Origin of the sequence: Rhodanobacter sp. Root561 (assembly GCF_001427365.1) — a bacterium.
Classification (GTDB): Bacteria; Pseudomonadota; Gammaproteobacteria; order Xanthomonadales; family Rhodanobacteraceae; genus Rhodanobacter.
The window spans coordinates 300,501-324,396 of the sequence record NZ_LMGH01000013.1; the positions used below are offsets into that span (position 1 = coordinate 300,501).

The following is a 23,896-nucleotide window of genomic DNA, read 5'->3' on the forward strand; positions in this document are numbered from 1 at the left end:
GTCAGGCCTGCAGGCGTCGGCGCAGCTTCATCGCGTCGAACGGCGCCTTCACCTTGGCGTCGTTGTCGAAGTAGCAGTACACGTCGCGCGACTTCCGCGGCGGCGGGGGCATGCTGCTGGCGCGGTGGCCGTCGTCGGCGGACTGCCCGCCGCTCATCCATGCGCGGATGCGCCGGGCCCATTCGTCCAGCGCGGCATCGGAATAGCCGCTGGAATAGAGGACCTGGTCGCCATGCATGCGCATGTAGACGAAGCCTCCGGTCAGGTCATGCAGCTGGGGCCACGTCGTGGCCGCGTCGGAGACCACCAGGGCCACGCGATGCCTGCGCAACAGGGCGATGAAGGCCGGATTGCTGAAGCTGTCGTGGCGTATTTCGATGGCGTGCCGAAGGCGGTGATTGCGTCGTGGCGAGAGGTCGCCGACGTAGCGGGCGTGATGGTCGTGCTGCCTGGCCAGTCGCAGGGCGGACTGGCTGTCGCGCGGCAGCGAAGCCAGGAAGGCATCGAACAGCCCGTGGTCGTATTTCAGGTTCGGCGGAAACTGCCACAGCAGCGGTCCCAGTTTCTGGCGCAGCTCCAGCACACCGGAGGCAAAGAAATTGGCCAGGGGCTTGTCCACCTCGCGCAGCCGGCGCACGTGGGTGATGAAGCGCGGCGCCTTTACGGCGAAGACGAAACCGGGCGGCGTGTCGCGATACCAGCTGCGCCAGCTGTCGGGGCGCTGCAGCGAATAGAACGAACCGTTGATCTCGATGGTGTCGAGCTGGCGTGAGGCGTAGTGGAGTTCCAGTCGCTGCGGCAGGTCCTGCGGATAGAACCTTCCACGCCATGGCGCGTAGCGCCAGCCGGAAATGCCGATGCGCAGTCTGGCCATGGAGCTTCCACAAGTCATCGATGGGCGATGACGCTACCGCGCCGGCCGTGGTTCGATGATGAAGACGGGTGGTGCCGGGTACCGGATTGGGGGGCGGTTTGTGGTCACCCTTTCTTGATGCGACCGCGTGCAAGGTGCAGCTTTCGACAGGAGAGCGCAGACATGGTCGAGCCGGTTCGAAACCGCAGGCATGGCGACGGCGATCGCAACGACGACGATGTCGCGAAGAAGGACGCCCCCAACCAGAAAGAGCGCGACCGCGAGGTCCGCGAAGACCAGCAGGACATCGACAGCGAGTCCCGCCGCAAGACGGGTGCGGGTTGATTCGTCGATGCCCGCCGGCATCCGCTTCAGGTTTCCGGCCGTGACCGTCGCCGCCGGATGCTCGCGTGGGGCCGCGCGAACTCGCGGACATTCGTGGACAGACCGATGAACATGTCCTTTCTCGCGTTCAGCATGTCGCCCCTGGAGATCCTGGTCCGGGGCAGCCTGATGTACTGGTTCCTGTTCGTGATCTTCCGCTTCGTCCTGCGCCGCAACGCGGGATCGGCCGGGATCGCGGACATCCTGTTCGTGGTGCTGCTGGGCGACGCGGCGCAGAACGCCATGATCGGCGATGGCCAGACGGTGGCCGACGGCGCGACCCTGATCGCCACCCTGGTCTGCTGGAACTATCTGCTGGATTACCTGGGTTGCCGTTACGCGCTGATCTCGCGGCTGACCGACGCACCGCCGGTGCTCATGGTCCGCCACGGCCGCCTGCAGCGCGGCAACATGCGCCGCGAGAACCTCACCGAGCAGGAGATCGAAGCGCAGTTGCGGCTGTCCGACGTCGAGGGGCTCAACGAGGTCAGGGCGATGTACCTGGAAAGCGACGGCTCCTTCAGCGTGCTGAAGAAGAAGCGCTCTGCGTAGACGCGCCGCCAACGATCAACCACCGGGGAAGTCCATGCAGCTGTCGCGACTGGCCAGCATCCTGCGCAAGACGATCGGAGGGATCGGCGACGACGCGCTGCTGACCCGTGCGGCGGCCATCGCGTTCTACTCCGCGCTGTCGTTCGCGCCGCTGATCGTGTTGTTGCTGTGGCTGCTGGCCGCGTTGCGGCCGGAGTGGCAGCAACAGCTGACCGACGGGCTGGCCGGGATACTGGGCGAAAAGGCCGCCGGCGCGATCACCCTGGTGCTGCAGAACGCGAAGTCCAGGCCGACGCTGGGCAACGTCGCCGGGGTGGTGGGCCTGCTGATCACGCTGTTCAGCGCCTCGGTGGTTTTCGCCCAGTTGCAGGGCGCGCTCAACGTCATCTGGGATGTCCAGGCCCGCCCCGGCAAGGCCATCACCGCCTGGCTGTGGGCGCGCGCCCGGGCGGTCGCGCTGCTGGTCGGCGTCACCTTCCTGCTGATCGTGTCGTTCGTGGTCAGCACGCTGATCCGTTTCTTCGTGCCGACGGATTCGTGGATCTGGAGCATCGCCGAGCAGGTGATTTCGCTGCTGGTGTTCATCGCGGCGTTCGGCGCGATGTATCGCGTCCTGCCCGATGCGCGCATCGCGTGGGCGGATGCCTGGCGCGGCGCCTTGCTGACCACCGTGCTGTTCATCGCCGGCAAGTACGCGATCGACCTGTACATCCGCCATGCCAGCGTGGGCGGCGCCTACGGGCCGGCGGGCGCGCTGGTGGTGCTGCTCACCTGGGTCTACTACGCCTCGACCATCGTGCTGATGGGCGCCGAACTCACCCACGGACTGTCCGCTGCCCGCGGCGAAAAGGCGCGGCCCGAGCAGCAGGCGGAACGTTCGAACGACAAGGAAATACGCAGCGGCTGAGCCGTGGTGTCCCTCCGTGGGTGCCGGCGAAGATGCCCGCGGGCGACACGACGCGCGGGGCGGAAGATCACGGCCTCGCTGATGTGGTGGCAGGGTCAGCGGCCGGCTTTTCGCCTCTCGCGCAGGCGCGCCATGGCCGCCGCCGCATTCACCTGGAGCATGCCGTCGGAAACGCGGCTGCTCTGCAGCAGCAGGTCGTGGACCGAACGTGCATCCAGCGCGGGGGCCATCGCCAGCAGCAGGGCGGTGATGCCGCTGACATGTGCCGCCGCCATCGACGAGCCGGAGGTGAAGTCGTAGCCGCCGCCGGGCTGGGTGGTGAGGATGTCGCTGCCCGGGGCGCTCAGCACGCCGGGCGGCGCCTCCGTCGCACGGCTGGTGCGCACCACGATGACGCCCGGCGCGCGGTCGGGAAATCCGCCGACGTTGCCGTCCGGCGGCATCGCCGTGATCACGATGCGGCCCTGCTCGAGCAGACGGCTCAGCAATTCGTCGAGCAGGGGATCGGCGGGGCCGCCCAGGCTCAGGTTGATGATGCGCGTATCGGTGTCGATCACCGCCGCCAGCGCCTTGGCCAGGGTGAAGGTGTTGCAGCGGGCGCCCGCGCCGGGCACCGGCGGATACCAGCAGGCCTTGTAGACGCTCAGTACCGCGCCGGGCGCGATCCCCACGATGCCCTGGTGGTTGTCGGCGGTGGCGGCGATCACCCCGGCGACTTCGGTGCCGTGGTTGTCGCGGTCGAACGCCGTGCGGTCCGCGTCGACCAGGTTCTGCGTGTCGCCGATGCGCCCCTGCAGGTCGGGGTGGGCCAGGTCGGCGCCGGTATCGATGATCGCGACATGAACCCCGTCGCCGCGGCTGAGGTTGTGCGCAACGGCGGCATTGGTCTCGACGAAGCCGCGCTGCAGGTCGGCGTAGGGATCGTTGTATCGACGGGCATCCGGTGGCGGCGGGTCGGCGTAGGTCGAATAGCTTTGCAGCGGCTGGGCGAGTCGCACCCGGGCGTCCGCGGCCAGCGCCTTGAGCAGCGTGTCGCGGGACATGCCGGGGGGCGGCGTCAGCACGATGCAGTACACGTCCAGCGCCTTGATCGGCCAGCCGGTCACCTCCTGCCAGCCATAGATCTTCTTCAGCGCCGCGAGGGTCGATGCCGCCCGCTGGCCGATCCCGTAGTTCGCCGATGGCAGGTAACCGAGCAGGCTGGAACCCGCGTGCGTGGCAGGCGGCGCCAGCGGATTGGCCACCGCCAGCACGATGTCGCGCTGGCTGTCCATGGTAGACACGCTGGCCAGGGTGGCGCGGCCCGGCGCGGCGTGATCGCCGGCTGCCGCCACCGGCGGCAGGCGCGCGCAGGCACTCAGGGCCATCGCGGCAGCGAGAACCAGGACGCCGCATTTCATGGCGTGGTGGTCACCGGTTCGGCCAGGCGGATGCCGCGGGTGGCGCGCAGTTGCTGCAGCACGTGCTGCCGGGTCGAGTTCGGGCCTCGCGGCACGACCGTATAGGCGCCGACCTCATTGGGGCCGGCGACCACCTGCAGGCCAAGGGCATGCAGCAACGCATCCCAGTCGGCGAGCTTCATGCCGGCGTCGGGCACGACGTGGATGGAGCCCGCCGCGATCGAGCCCGGCGTGCCGGGCACGGGCGATTCGCTGAGCGTGCGGTAGCGGGGGTTGGCGTCTTCGGACCACAGCCGCATGCCCAGCGTACCAAGGCCGATCGCCTGGACCAGCACGGCGGCGACCAGGGCGCGGGTCAGCCAGCCTGCGGTGCGCGAGCGGGCGGGCGCTTCCAGCGGAGCGGGCGCATCAAGGCGACCCAGCAGGTGCTTCAGTCCCACGTTGGCGTCCAGCGGAATGTCCGAGGGCAACGACAGCGCCAGCTGCAGCCGGCTTTGCCGCGCAAACTCGGTGCGGCACGCCTCGCAATGCACCAGGTGGCTCATCAGTGATTCGCCCTGTTCCTGCGGGGCGCTGCCCTGCAGTACCCAGGGCATGGCTTCCCAGGCGCGGGCGCAGTCCCGGCCGGAATTTGTCTGGAACATCATGGCACGCTCTCTTCATGTATCGGCGAGTCGCCAGCCAGGGAGGGCAACACGTTGCGCAACTTCACGCGCGCATGGAACAGCCGCGCCTTCACCGTGCCGACCGGGCACTGCATGATGGCGGCCACCTCGTCCAGCGAGTGTCCCACGCCGTAGACCAGTTCGATCACGACGCGCTGGTCGACCGACAGGTGGATGAGTCCCTTGCCCAGCCAGTCGCGCAGCTCGCGGTCCTCATCCGGGTTGTGGGCGGGGACGCGGTCTTCCGGTACGGCGTCGTCCGCGACGGGTTCGTCGCCATGCTGGCGCAGGGCCTTCAGGCCGCAGCGATAGGCGATGCCCATGATCCAGGTGGAAACCCGCGAGTCGCCGTGGAAGTTGTCCGCTTTCTGCCAGGCGATCCAGAAGCAGTCGTTGATGACCTCCTCGATGACATCGGCGCGCCGCGTCAGACGCGACAGGAAGCGGCACAACCTGCCGTGGTAGCCGCGGTAGAGCACCGCCAGCGCGGCGCGGTCGCCCGCCGCCATGCGCTGGAGCAGCATGCGGTCGGCGGTGTCGGCATCGGTATCAGCGTCGTTCATGGCTTCGCAGCTTGCGGTCGGACCCCGGTCGGTCAGTGCGTAGGTGACGTTTCAGCCCCAAAAGGTTGCCGTCGCATCAAAAGGATCGCGAGATGGTGGCCATCCAGGGCGATGCGCCGGGGTCCGGCGTCGAGCGCGACGACTCCAGGTCCGTGGCGACGCGATCGAGTTCGACCCGCCATGGCCCGTCAACCCACATCAGGCCGACATGGCCGTAGCGGTAGAAGCCTTCGCGATCGTGGTAGCGGTAGTGCCGGTAGCGGCTGTAGCTGTAACGCACCGGCGGAGCGTGCGCCACGCCGGCGCCGCCGGAAAGGAACAGGTGCTCCGTCAGCGGCCAGTGGACATCGAGGTCGGCGGCCGCACGCGTCCGGCGGTCGCCCGCGCCGATGAGGCGGATGGCCGACACGCCGAAGGTCAGGGTGTCGCGGTAGAGCCAGTTGATCCCCGCCTCCCCGCGGTCGTAGGCGGTCGAACGGGCGTCGCCGGAGTGGCGGTAGTAGAGCAAGCTGGCCTGCATCTGCCAGTCGCCGGAAAGCGACCAGGAGCGCGAGCCCTGCAGCAGGCTCTGGGTGATGCGTCGTGGCGAGCGCAGTTCGGTACTGCCGGACAGGCCCAGTGACCAGCCCGCCGGCGACGCCCACGAAACGGCCGCCTGGATGATGGGCGTGGCCGGCGTGATCGCCAGGCCGCGGTCGACCAGCTGCGAACTGAGCGCGATCGTGCCGTTCGTGGCGGACGACCCGGCATGCGCCGGCGTGGGGTGGCAGGCGACGATGGCCAGGACAAGCAGACCCGCCCGGCTGCGGGCGGAGCCGCTGACGGCAGGGCCGTGCCGCGAACGCGCGTGGTCGCGGCGCGTGGCAGCAGGAGCATCGGGCTGCATGCGTTTGAACCACATCGTCTCGTCAGTCGCTCGACCGGGCAGGGTTGCCTCCGATGGTCTTGCCGCACCACCGGGGCATGCCTGCCTTATAACCGATTTGCGAGCGATGGATGTCCCGCCGGTGTCGCCCGCGCCCTTCAGAACGCCGCGCTCACGGAAATCGTGAAGGCGTCCAGGTCCCTGGCGTTGGTCGCCGGCGCTCCGGGCGGCGCACCGAAGATGTTCGTGCCGGCGCCGTTGAACCGGCTGAAGCGGAACCAGGTCCCGTAGATCCTCAGATTGGCCAGCGAGTTGAAGGACTCCTTGCCGAAAGGCACCCAGAACACGCTGACGAGATTGCTGGTGGTGTCCGGGCTGCCATACGGGATGTAACGGGCGGGGTCGCGCGAGCCCGTGCTGACCATGTGGGACACGGCGATGCCGTAGCTCTGCTTGAAGGTATAGATGGCGGTGGCGATCTGGTCGCGGGCGTCGCCGTGCGACAGCGCCAGCAGGCCCGGCACCACCGGACTGGGCGGCGTGCTGCCGTAATCGCGCTTCTCGAAGATGTTCACGTAGCTGAGCTGCACGATGTGTTGCCGGTTGCCCAGGTACTGGTAACTCAGGTCGTAACCCAGGTCGGTGATGTCGTCGGCCGGCCCCAGGCGCGGACGCTGGCGGCGGGTCGACAAGCCGACCACGCCGGCGGAGAAGAACTGGGTCCCGAATTCCCTCATGTAGGCAAAGCGGAAATACCCGGTGTCGCTGAGCCGGCCCGGGTCGCTGCCGAGGGAATAGCCCAGGCGATCCTGCACCGACGGCTGCAGCGAGTTGTAGGTGCCGACTTCGCCATACCAGTTCGAGTCATACAGGGCGTAGACCGTGGCGCCGATCACGTGGTTGGCCGGGGCGGCGGGACTGGAAAGATTCAGCAGGGTGCCGGTGACTCCCGGCGGGCCCAGCGTCGAAGCAGCTGGCAGGACGGCGAGCGGATCGTTGAAGCCCGGGTTGTTGTTGACGCTCACGCCGAGCGTCAGGTCCTTGCCGCCGAGCTTGAGCGACTTGGCGACGAAGCGCAGGTCGAGGTTGCTCAGCTTGGTGTTGTACTTGCCGCCGCCGACATTGTCGGTCTCGATCTTGACGAAGCCGCCGACATGATCGGTCAGTCGTCCGGCCAGGTAGATGTCGGCTTCCGTCAGCCGGGTCCGGTCCTCGCCGCGGGCAGGGTTGGTATGCGCCAGCGTGAGCTGCGCGGCCAGCGGCAGTGCACCGGGGATGTTCGCCTCGGTGTAGCCGTTGATCTTGAAGCGCATGCCGGTCGGCGTCAGCGCCGGGCCGTTGTCGCCGCCGCCGTAGGCGCTGGCGTGGCAGACCGCGCAGACGTAGCCGGTCTGCCGGGCAAACGAGGGAGTCGCCTGCGCGCTGTTGCCGGCGACCAGCAGCAACAGCGCGAGGCCGCGCAACAGCCACGGGTTCAGGGGACGGCGGTTCGCAGGTCGGTTCAGGAAAGGCAGCATGGGATTTCCTTGTCGTGATCGGACGGCGATGAACGAAGCGTCATGTGCCCGTCAGCGCCGGCGCCCCGGTCATGCCAGCCGCGCTGCAGGAATGCGGGTAAGTGCCGAGCCGGCCGCGAAAGGTTGCGCCGGCGTCGGCAAGGCGTCGTCGTTCGCGCCTTCGATGCACCACGCAACCTTTGTCCGGCCAGGCGGCACTCAGCGATGTAAGTCGTCATCCCATGATTTGCAGCCGGGCCTGAAACATGGAAATCCAGTGTGTCCAGTTGCACAAACATGGCGACAGCCGGGGCATGCTCGTCGCGCTGGAGCAGGACGGCAACGTGCCGTTCGCGATCCGCCGCGTGTACTACATCTTCGCCACCGGGCGCGACGTGCATCGTGGCCGGCACGCGCATCGCCACCTCAACCAGCTGGCGGTGGCGGTACGCGGATCGGTGACCTTCCTGCTGGACGATGGCAACGGCGTGGCGGAGGTCGTGCTGGACGACCCCGCGCGTGGCCTGCTGCTGGGCAGCATGGTGTGGCGCGAGCTGTACGACTTCAGCGACGACTGCGTGCTGATGGTGCTGGCCGACCATCCGTACGACCCGGACGACTACATCACCGACTACGGCGACTTCCAGCGCGAGGTCAACGGCGCCGCGCAGCTGGAGGGCATGACGGCATGCCAGGGCCGCTAGTCCTCATCGGCGCGGGCGAGTTCGCGCAGATCGCCTGCGAATACTTCGAGCACGACAGCGACCACGACGTGGTGGCCTTCAGTGTCGAGCGCGACTACCTGACGCAGCCGACGCTGGCAGGGCGTCCCGTGGTGGCCTTCGAGACACTCGAGGCGGATTACCCGCCGGCCGAGGTGGACGTGTTTGTCGCCGTCCCCTCCAGCCAGCTCAACCGCCTGCGCACCCGCCTCTACCTCGACATGAAGCGCCGCGGCTATCGGCTGGCCACCTATGTCAGCACGCGCGCCTTCGTGTGGCGCAACGCCGAGGTGGGCGAGAACAGCTTCATCTTCGAAGGCAACGTGATCCAGCCGTTCGTGCGCGTCGGCAACAACTGCATCCTGTGGAGCGGCAACCACGTGGGCCATCGCACGGTGGTGCACGACAACGTGTTCATCGCTTCGCACTCGGTCATTTCCGGCTATTGCGAGATCGGCGCGAACAGCTTCATCGGCGTGAACAGCACCTTCAACGACCACGTCAGGGTGGCGACCGACAACGTGATCGGCGCCGGTGCGCTGGTGACGCGCGATACCGAGCCGGGGCGGATCTACGTGGGCTCGCCCGCGCGTGCCGTGCCGGACAAGTCCAGCTTCGACGTGAAGCTCTGAGCGCGCATGTACGCGTGGAGGAAAAAGGGGCTGGTGTTCGAGACCGCGCGACAGGGCGTGGGCGGCTGGATGCGCCACTCCGCGCTCACGCCCACGCCGTATCGCCTCGACGACGAGACCATCCGCGTCTACGCGGGGTTTCGCGACGACGAAGGCGTCAGTCGCATCGGCCACGTCGACGTGCAGGCGGACGACCCGGCGACGATCGTGCGGGTCGGCGCCGAGCCGGTGCTCGACATCGGCCGCCCCGGCTGCTTCGACGACAACGGGATGATCCTGGGCGACGTGGTCGACGCGCCGGGCGGCCTGCACATGTTCTACGTCGGCTTTCAGCGGGTGGCGCGTGCCAAGTTCCTGGCCTTCACCGGCCTGGCTGTCTCGACCGACGGCGGCGATCACTTTCGGCGCGTGCAGGAAACGCCGATCCTGGATCGGGCGCCGGGTCGCAGCACCATCGGCGCGGTGCATGCGGCCATCCACGAGAACGGTCGCTGGCGGCTGTGGTATGCCGTGGGCGACGACTGGGAAATCATCGGCGGCCAGCCGTTTCCGCGTTACCACATCCGCCATGCGGAGACGGATGATCTCCGCGCCATGCCCCGCGAAGACCAGGTCTGCCTGCTGCCACGCGGCAGCGAGTACCGGATCGGGCGGCCGCGCGTCTATCGGCTCGGCGGCAGATACCTCATGTACTTCACGCGGGGCAATCTCACCGGCGAATACTTTCCCGGCGTGGCCTGCAGCGACGACGGCATCCAGTGGGAACGCCACGACGAGTCGCTGGGGCTGACGCTTTCTGCCAGCGGCTGGGACTCGCGCACCCTCTGCTATCCCGCGCTGATCCGCCAGCGCGACAAGCTGCTGATGTTCTACAACGGCAACGACATGGGCGTGGACGGCTTCGGCGTGGCCGAGGCGCGCCTGTCCCCTGTCGAGGGTGGCGCGTGATGCTCACCATCAGGCCCTATGCGCCTACCGATGCGAGCGCCTGGGATGCGCTGGTGGCGCGCTCGCGCAACGGCAACCTGCTGCATCGGCGCGGCTACATGGACTATCACGCCGACCGCTTCGTCGACGCCTCCGTGCTGGTCGAGCGCGATGGCGAAGTCGTGGCGGTGTTCCCGGCGAACATCGCGGGCAAGCTGGCGACCAGCCACGGCGGCCTCACCTATGCCGGGCTGATCAGCAGTCAGACCCTGCGCGCCGAGGCAACGCTGGCCGTGTTCGGGCAGATTGCCGGGCACTATCGCGCGCTCGGCGTGGAGCGCCTCGTCTACAAGGCGGTGCCCCATGTGTTCCATGCGTATCCGGCCGAGGAGGATCTGTATGCCCTCCAACGCATGGGCGCGCGGCTGATCCGTCGCGACCTGTCGTCGGTGATCGCGCTGCAGGAGCCGTTCCGGTTTACAGAGGCGCGCCGGCGTTCCGTCAGGAAGGCGGCGCGGGCAGGCATCGACCTGCAGGTCGGCGCCGACCCGGCCGACTTCCACGCCTTGCTGGTGGAGGTGCTGGAAAGGCACCACGTCGCACCGACCCACAGCCTGGAGGAGCTGCGCCTGCTGCAGGCGCGCTTCCCCGGGCAGATCGTGCTGCACGAGGCGCGCAGGAACGGCGTGCTGCTGGCCGGCGCCCTGGTCTACGACTTTGGCCGCGTGGTGCACACCCAGTATCTGGCCGCCTCGGAGCAGGGGCGGCCGCTCGATGCGCTCAGCTTCCTGCTCGCCGCGCTGATCGGCGACACGTATGCGGACCGGCATCACTTTTCCTTCGGTGTCTCCACCGAGCAGGCCGGCACCGTGCTCAACGGCGGGTTGGTCACGCAGAAGGAATATTTCGGCGCGCGCGCCATCGTCCACGATGTCTACGAGTGGCCGCTGTGATGGACGCCATCGCGGATACCCGCCGGGTCGACGTACCGTTCCTGGATCTCGGTGAGGTCAACGCGCGTTACGCCGACGAGCTGAAGGCCGCGGCGGCGCGCGTCATCGATTCGGGCTGGTATGTGCTGGGCGAGGAGCTGGCGGCGTTCGAGCGGGAGTTCGCCGCCTGGTGCGGCGTGCGCCATGCCGTGGGCGCGGGCAACGGGCTGGATGCGTTGTCGCTGATCCTGCGCGGCTACCGGGAACTCGGCCTGCTCGCCGAGGGCGACGAGGTCATCGTGCCCGGCAACACCTTCATCGCCAGCTTCCTGGCGATCAGCGAGAACCGGCTGGTGCCGGTGCCGGTGGAGCCGGACGCGGCGACGTTCAATATCGATCCGGCCTGCGTGGCAGCGGCGATCGGTCCGCGCACGCGGGCGATCATGGCGGTGCATCTGTATGGCCAGCTGGCCGACATGCCGGCGCTGCAGGCGCTGGCCAGGCAGCACGGGCTGCTGCTGATCGAGGATGCGGCGCAGGCCCATGGCGCGATGCGCGACGGCTGCCGGGCCGGCGCGTTCGGCGATGCCGCGGCCTTCAGCTTCTTCCCGGCCAAGAACCTTGGCGCGCTGGGCGACGGCGGCGCGGTGGTGACCGACGACGACGCGCTGGCGCGACGGATCGCGGCGCTGCGCAACTACGGCTCCGACGTGAAATACCGCCACCTCTACCAGGGCGTGAACTCACGACTCGACGAAATGCAGGCGGCCATGCTGCGGGTGAAGCTGAAGCATCTCGATGCGGATGTGGCGTGGCGCCGCCACGTGGCGCGTCGCTATCGCGATGGCATCCACCATCCGCAGATCCGGCTGCCGCACGTGGTTCGCGGGGAACAGCACGCCTGGCACCTGTTCGTGCTGCGCTGCGCGCAGCGCGATGCGTTGCAGCGGCATCTGCGCGCGCGGGGCATCCAGACCCTGGTGCACTATCCGGTGCCGGTGCATCGGCAGCCTGCGTACCCGTCGTTGCAGCACGTCCACCTGCCGCTGACCGAGCGGCTGTGCGGGGAAGTGCTGAGCCTGCCGATGGGACCGACCTTGCGCGATGACGACGTGGATCGCGTGATCGACGCCTGCAACGCGTTCGGGCGCGGCGCATGAACATCGTCCGCACCGGTTTCTACACCAGCATCGCCACCGCGGCGCGGCTGCTCGCCGGGCTGGTGGCAATCAAGCTGGTGGCGTGGTTCGCCGGGCCCGAGGGCGTGGGCAAGCTCGGCCAGTTCATGAGCCTGATGTCGCTGCTGGCGGTGCTGGCCGGCGGCGGCATCGGCGCGGCCATCGTGAAACATGTCGCCGAGTACCGCGACGATCCGCAGCGGCTGTCGCGCCTGCTGTCCGCCGCGCTGTGCTACGCGTTCTGCGCGTCCTGCCTGATGGGTGGCGTGGCGCTGCTGCTCAGCCGGCAGCTCGCGACATGGCTGCTGGGCGATCCGCAGTACGCCGGGCTGATCCGCGTGCTCGCCGTCGCGCAGCTCGGCATTGCGCTGCTCAACTACGTCCTTGCGGTGGTCAACGGCTTCATGGACGTGCGCCGGCTGGCCTTCATCCAGGTCAGCGGCTCGCTCATCGGCATCGTGATGATGGTCTGGCTGGCGCGCTGGCAGCACCTGGATGGTGCGCTGCTGGCGCTGGTGCTGGGCCAGTTGTCGTGGCTGCTGGTGGGCCTGCCGGCGTGGTGGCGCAGCTCGTACTTCCGCCGCGGCATGCTGCGGCTGCGCTACGACCGCGAGATGAGCTTGCGGCTGGCCACGTTCTCGGTGATGACGCTCAGCTCCGCCCTGCTGCCGCCGCTGGTCAACATCGCGGTGCGCGATCACCTGGCGCTGCAGTTCGGCTGGGAGCCGGTCGGCTACTGGCAGGCCGTGAGCAAGGTGTCGGACGCCTACCTGCTGTTCTTCACCACGGCGATCAACATCCACTACCTGCCCAGGCTGGCGTCGACGCACGAGCGCGCGGCCCTGCTGGCCGAACTGCGCACCGCCTGCCGCATCCTGCTGCCGGCGGTCGTCGTGCTGGCGGCGGTGGTCTACGCGGCACGGGAATGGGTGACGCGGCTGCTGTTCACGCCGGACTTCGCCGCCGCCAACGCGCTGTACGGGCCGCAGCTGGTCGGCGACGTGATCAAGATCGCCTCCTTCATCCTTTCCTACCTGATGCTGGCCAAGGCGATGACGAAGCTGTTCGTCGTTTCCGAATGCGTGTTCGCCGCCAGCTATGTCGTGCTGGTCTGGGTGCTTGCCGCGCGCTTCGGCCTGGTCGGCGCGATGTATGCGTTCGCGCTCAACTACCTGCTGTATCTGGGCTTCAACCTGCTGGTGGCCCGGCGCTACCTGGGAGGGCTGCGATGATGGACGGCGACGTGCCGATGGACGTGGCGGCGATGCCGCTGGTGTCCGTGCTGATACCGGCGTTCAACCACGAGCGCTTCGTGCAGCGCTGCCTGGACAGCGTGCTGGAAGATCCGTATCCGGCCAAGGAGCTCATCGTCATCGACGACGGCTCCACCGACCACACCGCCGAGCGCATCGCCGACTGGGTGGCGATGCATTGCATGGACATCCCGATCGAGTACGTGCGACGGGAGAACCGCGGCATCGCGGCGACGCTGAACGAATTGGCGGCGCGCGCCAACGGCGACTTCCTGCGCCCGGGCGCCAGCGACGACTACCTGCTGCCCGGCGGGCTCGACGCCCAGATGCGCTACCTGCTGGCGCATCCGGACAAGGGCGCGGTGATCGGTGACTCGATCGTCGTCGACCAGCATGGCAACCGGATGCACGACAGCGGCATGCGGGTGCTGCACCGTGCCGACAAGCGGCTGTATCGATCCGATGACGGCATCCGCCGCGCCATCATCAGCCACTGGGCCATCGGCGGGCCGGTGGCGATGATGCGAAGAAGCGCGCTGGACACCGTCGACCGCTGGAGCGAAGGCCTGCGCATCGAGGACTGGGACCTGTTCCTGCGCCTGGCCGCAGCCGATGCGCTGGGCTTCATCGACGTCAGCGTCTGCGCCTACCGCATCCACGGCGCGAACCTGAGCAAGACGCGACACACCGCGACCCGGATCGCCAACCTGGCCGAGTCGCGGCAGGTGGCGCAGCGCCGGGCCTGCCTGTTCGACGAACCGTACAAGACCCTGCTGCAGGCGCAGTCGCACTACATCGGAGCCAAGATCTCGTTCCTCCAACGGCAGCCGTTGCCGGTGGCCGCCCATCTGCTGGCGTATGCGTGGCTGGCCGCGATGTCGAGGCTGGCGTCGCCCTCGGCGAACCACCGCGCGGAGGCGACATGAAACGCCTGGTGTGCCTGCCCTCGGCCTATCTCGCGCTGCCGCTGCTGCTGGCCTGCGCGGTGACGCTGTTCACCTACGAGCTTCCGCTCGACTACCTGCCGGGCGTGCTGCTGCTGGCGGTGATGGCCGCGGCGATCCTGCTGTTCGACGTGCAGGCGGGGGTCAGGATTCCGCCGGCCGCGCGGTTCCGCGCCCGCCGCTACGGCGGCACGCGCGACGCGTTCGTGGCGCTGGCCTTGGCCGGACTGGTCGCCGCCTTCTGCCTGCTCGACCTGGCGCTGTTCCCGATCCCGCTGTTCAATAATCCGTCGGCCTACGCGGTGATGGAAGGCGGCCACGAACACATCCGGCACGTGTCGGACATGTGCTGGGTGCTGCCGCCGATCGGGCTGCTGTGCGCGAGGAACCGCTGGCTGCGCAACACGCTGATCGCCGTCGGCTTCCTGTTCCCGGTGCTGGTGATCGATCGCAACCGGGTGTTCGCCACGGTGTTCGCGTTTGCGCTGCTGATCATGCTGCGGCGGGACGAGGCCAGGCCCCTGCCGTGGAAGGCCGTCGGCCTGCTGGGCGTCGTCGGCGTCAGCGTCTTCTCGGTTCTCGGCATGCTGCGCTCGGGGCCGCTGGATCACGTCACCCTGCCGTTCGGTGCGATGTACCGCGCGGCGCCGGAAGGAATCAAGTGGCTGCTGCTCTACGTCAGCGCCGGGCCTTACAACTTCAGCGCGATCCTGGCCAAGGGGTACGTCAACGCCGACTTCCTGATCCACCAGGTCGTGCCGCTGAGCGGTTCGGTCGCGACGGCCGGCACGACGATCCCGCTGGATGCGTCGAACATCAACGTGGGCACGGAGTTCTTCCCGTTCCTGATGGCGCTCGGTCCGTTCGGCGCGGTGGTTTCCATCGTGGGGCTGTACGCGATGCTGCTGTGGAGCGTGCAGCGCCTGCGGCCCACGGTGCCGCTGTTTTCCCTGCTGATCTTCCTGCGGGTTTCCTACGTCTGCGTGATGGCGCCGTTCGCGCCGCAGGCTTACACGTGGACGAACGCCGGCTTCATCGGCCTGTGCCTGGTCCTGCAGGTTTTCGCCGCGTGGCTGCCGAACCGGCGGTCGCCCGAACCGGTGCCCCCGACGGCCGCGCACACCCTTTTCCCTTCCTCTTCCCGCTGAGCGCAGAACCATGGAACAAGACGAAATCTATCTGATCGATCTGTGGCGGATCTTCACCCGTGGCTGGATGTGGTTCGTCGGGGTGCTGCTGCTGACCCTGGCCTGCACCTATGTCTTCGCGCACACGGTGAAACGGCAATGGCAGGCGACCGCGTGGATCCAGATCGGCCAGGTCGGGCAGGTCATGTCCGGTCAGGACCCAAAGGTCGAGCCGCTGCTGCGGGTGATCGAGCGGCTGGAACGGGTGCCGTTCGAAAACGAGATCCTGAAAAGCGCCGGCTACGCCGACACCTCGCCGGTGGCCAGGCTCTATCGCAACAGCCTGAAGCTGGAGCCGATGCCCTATGCCGGTCCGCTGATCCGCCTCACGGTGCGGGCGTATTCGCGCCAGCAGGCGGTCGAACTGGCCAACGCGACGGTCGCCCGGCTGAGCGAGGTCCATCGGCAACTCGAGGAGGTGCCGTTGAAGGCGGCGCGGGCGCGCCTCAGCCAGCTCGAGGCCGACCTGCAGACGGCGCTGGCCGACCAGGCCCGCTACCGGCAGGCGGCGATGCCGGGAAACCAGAGCGGGGCGGACCGCAAGGACGTGCAGAACCCGATGTTGGCCAGCCTGCTGCTGGCCAACAAGAGTGAAGAGATCCGCGGCCTGCGAGCGAGCCGGATCGATCTGCTGGAACGTCTCGGGCCCACCTACACCTACAGCACGTCGATGATGTGGCCAGCCTACGTGCCCGACAAGCAGGCGTTTCCCAATCCCGAACTGACCTGGGGCATCGGCCTCCTGTTGGGCCTGTTCCTGGGCGCCTTCGTGACCGTGGTGATGGCACGAAGGCGGCGGCCCGCCTGACGCGGACGATGCATCCGGCGCCGGCGCCATTCAACCAAAACGGCGCTGGCCGGCACTCACGGATCAGCTCCATGAAGTTGCCGGGACCGCTGCGAGACGGGGTGCGCGGATGTCGTGGCGAATGGACGGCTGCATCACGGTGGAACGGAGTGGGTTCGATATGCGCGGATGGCACAAGCTGGAAACAGGGCGGCGCGAGGCACCTGCCGGAAGTGTCCGCCAGCCTCCGCGGCGCGCGCCGCCGGACGAGGCGCAACTGCTCGACACGCAGCGCGCGTTCGACAGCGTGGCCGCCGACTACGACGGGCCGCGCGGCAACAACGAGCTGATCCAGCGCATGCGGCTGACCCTGTGGGACGCCGTGCACAGCGCGGTGCCGCCAGGCGCACGCCTGCTCGACCTGGGCTGCGGCACCGGCATCGACGCACTCGAATTCGCCCGGCGCGGCTTTCACGTCGTCGCCACCGACTGGTCGCCGCTGATGGTCGAGCGGGCGCGGGCACGGGCGGCGGCAGCGGCGCTGCAGTCGCGCGTCACGGCCATGCATCTGGGTGTGCAGCAGCTCGATCGGCTCGAGGGCGAGTTCGATGGCATCTACTCGAACTTCGGCCCGCTGAACTGCGCGCCGGACCTCGCCGCCGTCGCGGCCGAATGCGCGCGCCTGCTGCGCCCCGGCGGCAGCCTGGTGTTTTCGGTGATGGGCCGGATCTGTCCGTGGGAGCTGGGGCACTACGCGCTGCGCGGCCGCTTCCGGCGCGCCGGCGTGCGCGCCGCGCGGGGCGCGACGGCGGTGGGCATGAACCGTCACACGATCTGGACCCGCTACTACCTGCCGCGCGAGTTCTATCGCGCGTTTGCCGAACACTTTTCGCTGGAGGGCTATCGCGCGCTGAGCCTGTTCATGCCGCCGCCGTACCTGGTGGACTACTACCGTCGCCGGCGCCACTGGTATGAACGGCTGGGCCGGCTCGACGACCGCCTGGGCGCGCTGCCGCTGCTGCGCGACATGGGCGACCATTTCCTGATCGTGATGCGGCGGCGCTGAGCGCATGGACTTCCTGCAGGCCGCGATGGACGTCAGCCTGTGCCGGGCCGTTTCGGTCACGGCACAGGCCAGCTCGCGCGTGCCGCTGCCGATCCGCGCCGGACGGATCGGTTCCTCGCTGGCGGCGCGGGCGTACCGGATCGATCTGCGCGACCACCTGGTCTTTCCCGGCCTGATCAACGCGCACGAACATCTGCACGTCAACGCGGTGCCGCCGCTGCCATCCCGCGCACCGTTCCCCAACAGCTATGCCTGGATCGCCGCCTTCCGTGAGCATTTCGCGGAGCCGGCGGTGGTCGCCGCGCTGCAGGTGCCGAAAGCCTTGCGGCTGCGCCACGGCGCGCTGAAGAACCTGCTCGCCGGCAGCACCTGCGTGGTGCATCACGATCCCTGGCATCCGGTGCTGGACGAGTCAAATTTTCCGGTGACGCTGTTGCGCAACTACGGCTGGAGCTACGCGCTGGGCTGGCCCGATTACGGTCCGCCGGTGCAACCGAGCTTCGCCGCCACGCCCGCCGACCGACCCTGGCTGATCCACCTGGCCGAGGGCACCGACGCGATCGCGCAGGCGGAACTGGCCCGGCTCGACGAGATGGGCTGCCTGGCGGCGAACAGCGTGCTGGTCCACGGGGTCGGCCTGGGCGAGCAGGACATCGACCGGGTGATCGAGCGCGACGCGGCGGTGGTCTGGTGTCCGACCAGCAATCGCAACCTGCTCGGCCGATCGCTGGACCCGCGACGGCTGTGCGCGGCGGGCCGGCTTGCGCTGGGCAGCGACTCGCGGCTCAGCGGCGCGCGCGACCTGCTCGATGAAATGCGCGGCATCGCCGTTCGCGGCGAGCTGGGTCCCGACCAGTTGCTCGGCCTGGTCACCAGCCACGCCGCGCGCATCCTGCGCTTGCCTTCGAGTGGCAGCCTGGCAGCGGGAACGCCGGCGGACCTGGTGATCGTCGAGGATCGCGGCGGCGACGAACGCTGCGGCCTGGTCGGCCTCGGGCGCAGCGAGATCCGTGCGGTGGTGCGCCACGGCGTGCCGCGCATCGCCGATCCGGATTTCGCCGAATGGTTCGACGTCGCCGGCATGGAAACCGTGCCGGTGACGCTGGACGGCAAGCCGAAACTGCTGGCCAAACCGCTGGCCGAAGCGGCGCTGGTGGCGCTCGAACCCGGCCTCGAACTGGCGGCCGCGCACCGCGCGCGCGACCTCGTCATGGAGGCCGGCTAGCCATGCGGCCGCGTCCTTCGATGCTGATGCCGGCCGAGGCGTATGCGCTGTGGGCATCCAGCTATCCCGCCCGTGCGCACAACCCGGTGATGCGGGCGGAGGAGCGCGCCATGCTCGCGCTGATGCCGGACACGCTGCATGGAGCGGCCGTGCTCGACGTCGGCTGCGGCAGCGGGCGCTACATGCTGCACGCGCTGCGCCGCGGCGCGGCGCGCGTGATCGGCGTGGACCTGTCGGCGCCGATGCTCGCGCGCGCCGACGCGGAGCTGGCCGCGTTGCAGGCCGCCGCAGACGTCGACCTGATCCAGGGCAGCCTGGCGGCGCTGCCCGTGCCGGACGCGCGGGCGAACCTGACCCTCTGCGGCCTGGTCGTCGGCCATCTCGACGACCTGCAGCGAGCGCTGGCCGAGCTGTGCCGGGTGACCCGGCCCGGCGGCACGCTGCTGTGCAGCGACGTGCATCCGATCGGGCATGCGCTGGGCTGGCTGCGCGATTTCAAGTCGGACGGCCGGCACTACGCCGTGCAGCACACCCAGCACCTGTACAGCCACTGGCACGCGGCCTGCGCCGCGCTCGGGCTGCGCATCGAGCAGGTGCTGGAGCCGATGCTCGATCCGGCCGACATCCCCGCCGATGCGCGCTTCGACCGCGCCGCGCTGGAGGTTCCCGTGGCGCTGGTGTTCCGGCTGCGGCGGCCGGTTTGAATACCCGAGACATCCGATGACTCATCGTCCCAATACACTGCTGATCAACCCGACGGTCACCACGCGTCCGCGCTTTCCGCTGTCGCTGCTGAACCTGGCCGCGGCACTGGATCGCTTCGGCGACAGCCACATCGTGGACGGCAACATCGATCGGGATCTGGTGAACGCGACCCTGGCCGCCGCCGGGAAACGGCATTACGACGCCATCGGCATCGGCATCATGGGCGGCCCGCAGCTGGCGCCGGCGATCGCCGTGTCGAAGGCGATCCGCGAGCATCATCCGTCGATGTCGATCATCTGGGGCGGCTACTTCCCCACGCTGTATACCGACACCACGCTGGCTGCGCCCTATGTGGATTACGCGGTGCGCGGGCAGGGCGAGGAAAGCCTGGTCGAGCTGGTCTCGGCGCTGGGCCGCGGCGGCGGCGACGAGGCGCTGGGCAGGATCGGTGGCTTGTCCTGGCGCCGCGATGGCGAGGTCGTGCACAACCCCAATCGCAGCTTCCGGCACGGCGATGCCGCGCTGGTGCTGCCGTATGAAAAGCTGGGCGACCCGGACAAGTATCTGGCAAGCACCTTTCTCGGCCGGCGTACCGCCGTGCACCAGGCCTCGATCGGTTGTCGCTTCCGCTGCACGTTCTGCGGTGTGGCGGCGATGTTCGGCGGCGCGACCGCGCTGCCGCCGGCGGAGCGGCTGGAGCGCGAACTGAATTACCTCAAGTACGAACTCGGTGCCGATTCCATCCTGTTCTACGACCACAACTTCTTCGACCGCGAACAGGACATGATCCCGCTGCTCGAGATCATGGCCCGGCTCGAAATGCCCTGGTGGTGTTTCGCACGCGCCGACGCCCTGCTCAAGCTTTCCGAAAGCACCTGGGAACTGGTGCGCAAGAGCCGGTTGCGCATGGCCTACATCGGCGCCGAGTCACCGAGCGGCGCGATGCTCAAGGAAATCCGCAAGGGCACGCGGCCGGACCAGACCCTGGCGGTGGCCGAGCTGTGTCAGCGTCACGGCGTGATCCCCGAGTTCTCCTTCATGCTGGCGCCGCCGGTGAACACCGAAGAGGAAACCGAACTGACCTTCGAGTTCATCCGCGAATTGAAACGCATCAATCCCGCCTCGGAAATCATCACCTACATCTACACGCCGCTGCCGGAGGGCAGCAAGCACGAGAAGGAGCGTGGCAAGCATCCTTCCGCGCCCCTGCTCGACCTTCATGGCGAGCCGGTGGTGTTTCCCTCCACGCCGGACGAATGGACGCAACGTCGCTGGGTGGACTACGCCTGCCATGCCGATGCGCCGTGGCTCAGCGACAAGCTGCGCCAGCGCATCTACGACTTCGTCACCGTGCTGCGCTGCCGCTATCCCACCGTGCAGGATGTGCGTTCACCCCACTGGGCCAAGCGCAGCCTGAGCGCGATGGCGTCGTGGCGTTATCGCCATCGGCGCTACAACCATCCGTGGGAACTCAACATCGCCAATCGCTTCGTGCAGCTGCGCACGCCGCAAATCACCGGCGCGTAGCGATGGCGGCCCTGCACGTCGCGCAGCTCAACTTCCTGCCGGCCCCCGAGGACCTCGCGCCGAACCAGGTGCTTGAGCAATGGCACTCGCTGGTGGACGTCGCCGAGGCGGCGGCCAGCGCCGGCACCCGGGTGTCGGTGGTCCAGGCGGCGGCGCGGGAAGAGCTGATCACCCGCAACGGCATCGACTATCACTTCGTCGACATCCGCGGACTGGAAACGGCGACCAACCGGGGCCGCCGGTTCGCCAGCCTGCTCGGCGACATCGACGCCGACGTGCTGCACGGGCACAGCCTGGGCTTCGCCGAGGATGCCTTCGCGATCGCGCAATGCCTGCCGCGGCTGCCGATCATCCTGCAGGACCACGCCGATCGGCCGCCGCGCTGGTGGCGCCGTTCGCCGTGGCGACGCTGGTATGCGGCGCTGGCCGGCGTGGCCTTCACCGCGCCCGAGCTGGCCCGACCGTTCACCCGGGCCGGGCTGTTCGGTCCGCACACACACCACTTCGCGATACCCGAATCCAGCAGCCGCTTCAGCGTGGGCAGTCGCGCCGATGCGCGCACGCAGACGGGTCTTCGGGGCGATCCCTGCGTGCTGTGGGTGGGCCGCCTGAATCCCGGCAAGGACCCGTTGAGCGTGCTCGACGGCGTGTCGCTGGCGGCGCGACAACGGCCCGGCCTGCAGTTGTGGTGCGCCTTCGGCAGCGCGCCGCTGCTCGGCGAGGTGCAGGCGCGCGTCGCGCGTGATCCGCAACTTGCCGGACGCGTGCATCTGCTGGGCACGGTGGCGCACGCGCAGGTCGAGGGGCTGATGCGCGCCGCGGATCTGTTTGTCTCGGGCAGCCGCGCCGAGAGCTGCGGCTACGCCGTGCTCGAAGCGCTGGCCTGCGGCGTCACGCCGGTGGTCACGGATATTCCCTCCTTCCGCGCGCTGCTCGGCGGCAGTGGCGTCGGCCACTTGTGGCCCTGTGGTGATGCGGCGCAGCTGGCCCAAGCGCTGGTCGCTGCCGCCGCCAGCCGGCCATCGCCAGCGCAGGTGCGCGCGCATTTCGACGCCGCGCTGTCGTTCGCCGCGGTGGGCCGGCAGTGGGCCGAGGCCTATGCGCAAGTCCACGCCGAGCGGCGCCGGAGCGCGTCGTGAAACTCGCCCTGGTGCTGCCGGGCGGGGTGGATCGCAGCGGCGAGGTCCGGGTGATCCCGGCCTTGCTGGCGCTGATCGAGCGGCTGGCGCGCAGGCACGAGGTGCATGTCTTCGCGCTGCACCAGGAAGCTGCGCCGGGTCGCTGGGAACTCGCCGGCGCGAGCATCCACAACATCGGCAGCGGCTGGACCCGGTGGCGCGCGATCGCGGCGATCCGCGCCGAGCATCGCCGCGCGCCGTTCGACGTGGTCCAGGCGATCTTCTCCGGCTCGTGCAGCCTGGTCGCGGTGGCCGCGGCCAGGCTGCTGCGGCTGCCCAGCCTGGTGCATGTCGCCGGCGGCGAGATGGTCGCGCTGCACGCGATCGACTACGGCGGACGCCGAAAATGGAAGGGACGCCTGCGCGAGGCCTGCGTGCTGCGCGCCGCCGATGTCGTGACGGCCGCCAGCGCGCCGATCATCGACGCATTGCGGGCGCTCGGCATCGAGGCGCAACGCGTGCCGCTCGGCGTCGACCTGCAGGCGTGGCCGCCGCTCGCACCGCGCGCGCGGCGCGGCGGGCCGGCGCGGCTGATCCACGTCGCCAGCCTCAACCGGGTGAAGGATCAGCCGACCCTGCTGCGGGCCTTGGCCGTTTTACGCAACGCCGGGCTGGCGTTCCACATGGACATCGTCGGCGTGGACACCTTGCAGGGCGAGATGCAGGAGCTGGCCCGTCAGCTCGGGCTGGAACACTGCGTGGATTTTCCCGGCTTCATGACGCAACGCGAACTGCGTCCGTGGCTGGAGGCGGCCGACCTGCTGGTGATGTCGTCGCTGCATGAAGCCGGCCCGCTGGTGTTGCTGGAGGCCGCGGTGGCCGGCGTGCCGGCGGTGGGCACGGCGGTCGGACACTTCGTGGAGTGGTCGCCCGCGGCGGCGTGCTGCGTGCCGGTCGGTGACGCGGGCGCGCTGGCCGACGCGATCGGGGCGCTGCTTACAGACGAACCACGGCGCCAGCGCATGGCCGAGGCCGCGCAGCACCGAGCGCTGGCCGAGGACGCCGATTGCACCGCGCGACTGTTCGAGGCGCTGTACCGCCACGTGTGCATGGAGGCGCAGGCATCAGCCGGGCTTGCGGGCGACGTAGAGCCGAAACCTTGAAGGCTCGCGGCGGCCGCGAAGTTTCGCGATGAGCGGGCGCAGCGCCCAGCGCGGGCCGTACCACGGGCGATGCACCTCCCAGCGGATCGACAGCGCGTCCGCCATGTGGCGCAGACGCTCGTCGGTGAGGTAGCCCAGACTGGCGATCGCGTCCGCCGCGACGCCATGACGGCGCAGGAAGAATTCGCGACGCTCGGCCAGCATCTGCCGGCCGCTTTCGTCGCGGGCGTACCAGGGCGTGTCGGCGATGATCAGCATGCCGCCGATTTTCACGCAGCGCAGTGCTTCGCGCAGGCAGGCCTCGCCGTCCTCGGCGTAGTGGAACGAGGCGTTGAACACCGCGGCGTCGAACTGCGCGTCGGCGAACGGCAGGTGGCGCATCTCGGCCTGGAAGCGCGGGAACAGTGTCCGCAGCCGCGTCCGGTAATGGCGGGCCGCGCCCAGCCCGTCACGATCGTTGGTGAGCAGGTCGACCGCGACCGGTTGATACCCGGCCAGTGCCAGGCGATAACTCATCCAGCCGTTGCCCGCGCCGAGGTCGAGCACGCGACTGCCTGCCAGCAGACGCCGCACGATGTAGTCGTAGCTGCGCGCACGCATCCGCCACTGGTCGCGATCCCTTGCCGTGGTGTCGCGGTAGGGCAGGGCGAGGTAGAACGCCTCGCTTTCGCTGCCGCGACCTTCCGACGTCCTGATCCGCTCGTAATCCGCGATGAAGCGGGCCAGGCGCGTGGCCGATTCCGGCAGCAGCGCGTGGGTGATGCCATCGTCCATCGCGATGGAATATCCGCAAGCCGCACAGTCCAGCGCGTCGATGGCGTTGCCGCAGCGGGGACAGCGCAGCC

General features: G+C 68.9%; 25 protein-coding genes. 18 read left to right on the plus strand and 7 right to left on the minus strand.

The features are described 5' to 3' along the window. Position 1 precedes the first annotated feature (1 nt). Positions 2–874, minus strand: coding sequence for a DUF72 domain-containing protein (locus ASD55_RS13585; RefSeq protein ID WP_056766860.1), 873 nt, complete (start codon positions 872–874; stop codon positions 2–4). A gap of 162 nt (positions 875–1,036) precedes the next feature. Between ASD55_RS13585 and ASD55_RS18505 the strand changes: the two genes are divergently transcribed. From ASD55_RS18505 to ASD55_RS13595, 3 genes are all read left to right on the plus strand, one after another. Beyond that, a complete protein-coding gene (locus tag ASD55_RS18505) occupies positions 1,037–1,198 on the plus strand; it encodes a hypothetical protein (protein ID WP_157599009.1) in 162 nt (53 codons plus the stop codon). Between the two features lie 105 nt (positions 1,199–1,303). Further along, positions 1,304–1,789 (plus strand): YetF domain-containing protein, encoded by a 486-nt coding sequence (locus ASD55_RS13590; RefSeq protein WP_056766862.1) that lies wholly within the window; start codon positions 1,304–1,306, stop codon positions 1,787–1,789. Positions 1,790–1,823: 34 nt separating this feature from the next. Beyond that, positions 1,824–2,696, plus strand: coding sequence for a YihY/virulence factor BrkB family protein (locus tag ASD55_RS13595; protein WP_056766864.1), 873 nt, complete (start codon positions 1,824–1,826; stop codon positions 2,694–2,696). Between the two features lie 95 nt (positions 2,697–2,791). On the opposite strand, the gene ASD55_RS13600 is transcribed toward ASD55_RS13595, so the two are convergent. The 5 genes from ASD55_RS13600 to ASD55_RS13620 all read right to left on the minus strand — a co-directional run bounded on the left by ASD55_RS13600 (position 2,792) and on the right by ASD55_RS13620 (position 7,706). After that, positions 2,792–4,096: a S8 family serine peptidase gene (locus ASD55_RS13600; RefSeq protein ID WP_056766866.1), complete on the minus strand. Its 1,305-nt coding sequence runs from the start codon at positions 4,094–4,096 to the stop codon at positions 2,792–2,794. Beyond that, positions 4,093–4,743: a hypothetical protein gene (locus tag ASD55_RS13605; RefSeq protein WP_056766867.1), complete on the minus strand. Its 651-nt coding sequence runs from the start codon at positions 4,741–4,743 to the stop codon at positions 4,093–4,095. Before ASD55_RS13605 ends, ASD55_RS13600 begins: the two co-directional genes overlap by 4 nt. Next, entirely contained in the window at positions 4,740–5,324 is a 585-nt protein-coding gene (locus ASD55_RS13610) for a sigma-70 family RNA polymerase sigma factor (RefSeq protein WP_056766869.1), read from the minus strand. The genes ASD55_RS13605 and ASD55_RS13610 overlap by 4 nt, the downstream gene beginning before the upstream one ends. Before the next feature lie 76 nt (positions 5,325–5,400). Then, a complete protein-coding gene (locus ASD55_RS13615) occupies positions 5,401–6,225 on the minus strand; it encodes a hypothetical protein (RefSeq protein WP_235577819.1) in 825 nt (274 codons plus the stop codon). Between the two features lie 122 nt (positions 6,226–6,347). Further along, a complete protein-coding gene (locus ASD55_RS13620) occupies positions 6,348–7,706 on the minus strand; it encodes a hypothetical protein (protein WP_056766871.1) in 1,359 nt (452 codons plus the stop codon). Between the two features lie 245 nt (positions 7,707–7,951). Here ASD55_RS13620 and ASD55_RS13625 point away from each other — a divergent pair, with 245 nt between their 5' ends. The 15 genes from ASD55_RS13625 (at position 7,952) to ASD55_RS13695 (ending at position 23,051) form a co-directional block, all read left to right on the plus strand. Beyond that, complete coding sequence (locus tag ASD55_RS13625; protein WP_056715508.1) at positions 7,952–8,389, plus strand: FdtA/QdtA family cupin domain-containing protein; 438 nt, start codon at positions 7,952–7,954, stop codon at positions 8,387–8,389. Continuing rightward, entirely contained in the window at positions 8,374–9,039 is a 666-nt protein-coding gene (locus tag ASD55_RS13630) for an acetyltransferase (protein WP_056766873.1), read from the plus strand. The genes ASD55_RS13625 and ASD55_RS13630 overlap by 16 nt, the downstream gene beginning before the upstream one ends. A gap of 6 nt (positions 9,040–9,045) precedes the next feature. Next, positions 9,046–9,987 (plus strand): hypothetical protein, encoded by a 942-nt coding sequence (locus ASD55_RS13635; RefSeq protein WP_056766875.1) that lies wholly within the window; start codon positions 9,046–9,048, stop codon positions 9,985–9,987. After that, complete coding sequence (locus ASD55_RS13640; protein ID WP_056766877.1) at positions 9,987–10,919, plus strand: GNAT family N-acetyltransferase; 933 nt, start codon at positions 9,987–9,989, stop codon at positions 10,917–10,919. Before ASD55_RS13635 ends, ASD55_RS13640 begins: the two co-directional genes overlap by 1 nt. Further along, positions 10,919–12,058, plus strand: a complete 1,140-nt coding sequence (locus tag ASD55_RS13645) for a DegT/DnrJ/EryC1/StrS family aminotransferase (RefSeq protein ID WP_056766879.1) — start codon at positions 10,919–10,921, stop codon at positions 12,056–12,058. Before ASD55_RS13640 ends, ASD55_RS13645 begins: the two co-directional genes overlap by 1 nt. Next, positions 12,055–13,308, plus strand: a complete 1,254-nt coding sequence (locus tag ASD55_RS13650; RefSeq protein ID WP_056766880.1) for an O-antigen translocase — start codon at positions 12,055–12,057, stop codon at positions 13,306–13,308. The genes ASD55_RS13645 and ASD55_RS13650 overlap by 4 nt, the downstream gene beginning before the upstream one ends. After that, a complete protein-coding gene (locus ASD55_RS13655; protein WP_056767005.1) occupies positions 13,308–14,255 on the plus strand; it encodes a glycosyltransferase in 948 nt (315 codons plus the stop codon). The genes ASD55_RS13650 and ASD55_RS13655 overlap by 1 nt, the downstream gene beginning before the upstream one ends. Then, on the plus strand, positions 14,252–15,421 hold the full coding sequence (locus ASD55_RS13660) for a hypothetical protein (protein ID WP_056766882.1): 1,170 nt from the start codon (positions 14,252–14,254) through the stop codon (positions 15,419–15,421). Before ASD55_RS13655 ends, ASD55_RS13660 begins: the two co-directional genes overlap by 4 nt. Positions 15,422–15,431: 10 nt before the next feature. After that, positions 15,432–16,268 (plus strand): Wzz/FepE/Etk N-terminal domain-containing protein, encoded by an 837-nt coding sequence (locus ASD55_RS13665; protein ID WP_056766884.1) that lies wholly within the window; start codon positions 15,432–15,434, stop codon positions 16,266–16,268. A gap of 160 nt (positions 16,269–16,428) precedes the next feature. Next, a complete protein-coding gene (locus ASD55_RS13670) occupies positions 16,429–17,313 on the plus strand; it encodes a class I SAM-dependent methyltransferase (RefSeq protein WP_082542789.1) in 885 nt (294 codons plus the stop codon). Between the two features lie 25 nt (positions 17,314–17,338). Continuing rightward, entirely contained in the window at positions 17,339–18,538 is a 1,200-nt protein-coding gene (locus ASD55_RS13675; protein WP_235577830.1) for an amidohydrolase family protein, read from the plus strand. A 2-nt stretch (positions 18,539–18,540) separates the two neighbouring features. Further along, complete coding sequence (locus ASD55_RS13680; RefSeq protein WP_056766885.1) at positions 18,541–19,242, plus strand: class I SAM-dependent methyltransferase; 702 nt, start codon at positions 18,541–18,543, stop codon at positions 19,240–19,242. A 16-nt stretch (positions 19,243–19,258) separates the two neighbouring features. Then, positions 19,259–20,770, plus strand: a complete 1,512-nt coding sequence (locus tag ASD55_RS13685) for a radical SAM protein (protein ID WP_056766887.1) — start codon at positions 19,259–19,261, stop codon at positions 20,768–20,770. A 2-nt stretch (positions 20,771–20,772) separates the two neighbouring features. Continuing rightward, positions 20,773–21,909, plus strand: coding sequence for a glycosyltransferase family 4 protein (locus tag ASD55_RS13690; RefSeq protein ID WP_157599010.1), 1,137 nt, complete (start codon positions 20,773–20,775; stop codon positions 21,907–21,909). Then, positions 21,906–23,051, plus strand: coding sequence for a glycosyltransferase family 4 protein (locus tag ASD55_RS13695; RefSeq protein ID WP_056766889.1), 1,146 nt, complete (start codon positions 21,906–21,908; stop codon positions 23,049–23,051). Before ASD55_RS13690 ends, ASD55_RS13695 begins: the two co-directional genes overlap by 4 nt. Here the strand turns inward: ASD55_RS13695 and ASD55_RS13700 are convergent. Beyond that, the gene (locus ASD55_RS13700; RefSeq protein WP_235577820.1) at positions 23,013–23,825 is read right to left on the minus strand and encodes a class I SAM-dependent methyltransferase; all 813 of its coding nucleotides are present in this window, start codon (positions 23,823–23,825) and stop codon (positions 23,013–23,015) included. The two genes, ASD55_RS13695 and ASD55_RS13700, sit on opposite strands and share 39 nt — an antisense overlap. Between the last annotated feature and the right edge of the window lie 71 nt (positions 23,826–23,896).

Bases quoted from the DNA above. Each gene is read 5' to 3' on its own strand.
- ASD55_RS13585 (WP_056766860.1), bottom strand. From the start codon at position 874: ATGGCCAGACTGCGCATCGGCATTTCCGGCTGGCGCTACGCGCCATGG.
- ASD55_RS13680 (WP_056766885.1), top strand. From the start codon at position 18,541: ATGCGGCCGCGTCCTTCGATGCTGATGCCGGCCGAGGCGTATGCGCTG.
- ASD55_RS13700 (WP_235577820.1), bottom strand. From the start codon at position 23,825: ATGGACGATGGCATCACCCACGCGCTGCTGCCGGAATCGGCCACGCGC.
- ASD55_RS13655 (WP_056767005.1), top strand. From the start codon at position 13,308: ATGGACGGCGACGTGCCGATGGACGTGGCGGCGATGCCGCTGGTGTCC.
- ASD55_RS13670 (WP_082542789.1), top strand. From the start codon at position 16,429: ATGCGCGGATGGCACAAGCTGGAAACAGGGCGGCGCGAGGCACCTGCC.
- ASD55_RS13675 (WP_235577830.1), top strand. From the start codon at position 17,339: ATGGACGTCAGCCTGTGCCGGGCCGTTTCGGTCACGGCACAGGCCAGC.
- ASD55_RS13610 (WP_056766869.1), bottom strand. From the start codon at position 5,324: ATGAACGACGCTGATACCGATGCCGACACCGCCGACCGCATGCTGCTC.
- ASD55_RS13625 (WP_056715508.1), top strand. From the start codon at position 7,952: ATGGAAATCCAGTGTGTCCAGTTGCACAAACATGGCGACAGCCGGGGC.
- ASD55_RS13685 (WP_056766887.1), top strand. From the start codon at position 19,259: ATGACTCATCGTCCCAATACACTGCTGATCAACCCGACGGTCACCACG.
- ASD55_RS18505 (WP_157599009.1), top strand. From the start codon at position 1,037: ATGGTCGAGCCGGTTCGAAACCGCAGGCATGGCGACGGCGATCGCAAC.
- ASD55_RS13635 (WP_056766875.1), top strand. From the start codon at position 9,046: ATGTACGCGTGGAGGAAAAAGGGGCTGGTGTTCGAGACCGCGCGACAG.
- ASD55_RS13630 (WP_056766873.1), top strand. From the start codon at position 8,374: ATGCCAGGGCCGCTAGTCCTCATCGGCGCGGGCGAGTTCGCGCAGATC.
- ASD55_RS13640 (WP_056766877.1), top strand. From the start codon at position 9,987: ATGCTCACCATCAGGCCCTATGCGCCTACCGATGCGAGCGCCTGGGAT.
- ASD55_RS13665 (WP_056766884.1), top strand. From the start codon at position 15,432: ATGGAACAAGACGAAATCTATCTGATCGATCTGTGGCGGATCTTCACC.
- ASD55_RS13660 (WP_056766882.1), top strand. From the start codon at position 14,252: ATGAAACGCCTGGTGTGCCTGCCCTCGGCCTATCTCGCGCTGCCGCTG.
- ASD55_RS13690 (WP_157599010.1), top strand. From the start codon at position 20,773: ATGGCGGCCCTGCACGTCGCGCAGCTCAACTTCCTGCCGGCCCCCGAG.
- ASD55_RS13590 (WP_056766862.1), top strand. From the start codon at position 1,304: ATGAACATGTCCTTTCTCGCGTTCAGCATGTCGCCCCTGGAGATCCTG.
- ASD55_RS13605 (WP_056766867.1), bottom strand. From the start codon at position 4,743: ATGATGTTCCAGACAAATTCCGGCCGGGACTGCGCCCGCGCCTGGGAA.
- ASD55_RS13650 (WP_056766880.1), top strand. From the start codon at position 12,055: ATGAACATCGTCCGCACCGGTTTCTACACCAGCATCGCCACCGCGGCG.
- ASD55_RS13595 (WP_056766864.1), top strand. From the start codon at position 1,824: ATGCAGCTGTCGCGACTGGCCAGCATCCTGCGCAAGACGATCGGAGGG.
- ASD55_RS13645 (WP_056766879.1), top strand. From the start codon at position 10,919: ATGGACGCCATCGCGGATACCCGCCGGGTCGACGTACCGTTCCTGGAT.
- ASD55_RS13615 (WP_235577819.1), bottom strand. From the start codon at position 6,225: ATGTGGTTCAAACGCATGCAGCCCGATGCTCCTGCTGCCACGCGCCGC.
- ASD55_RS13620 (WP_056766871.1), bottom strand. From the start codon at position 7,706: ATGCTGCCTTTCCTGAACCGACCTGCGAACCGCCGTCCCCTGAACCCG.
- ASD55_RS13600 (WP_056766866.1), bottom strand. From the start codon at position 4,096: ATGAAATGCGGCGTCCTGGTTCTCGCTGCCGCGATGGCCCTGAGTGCC.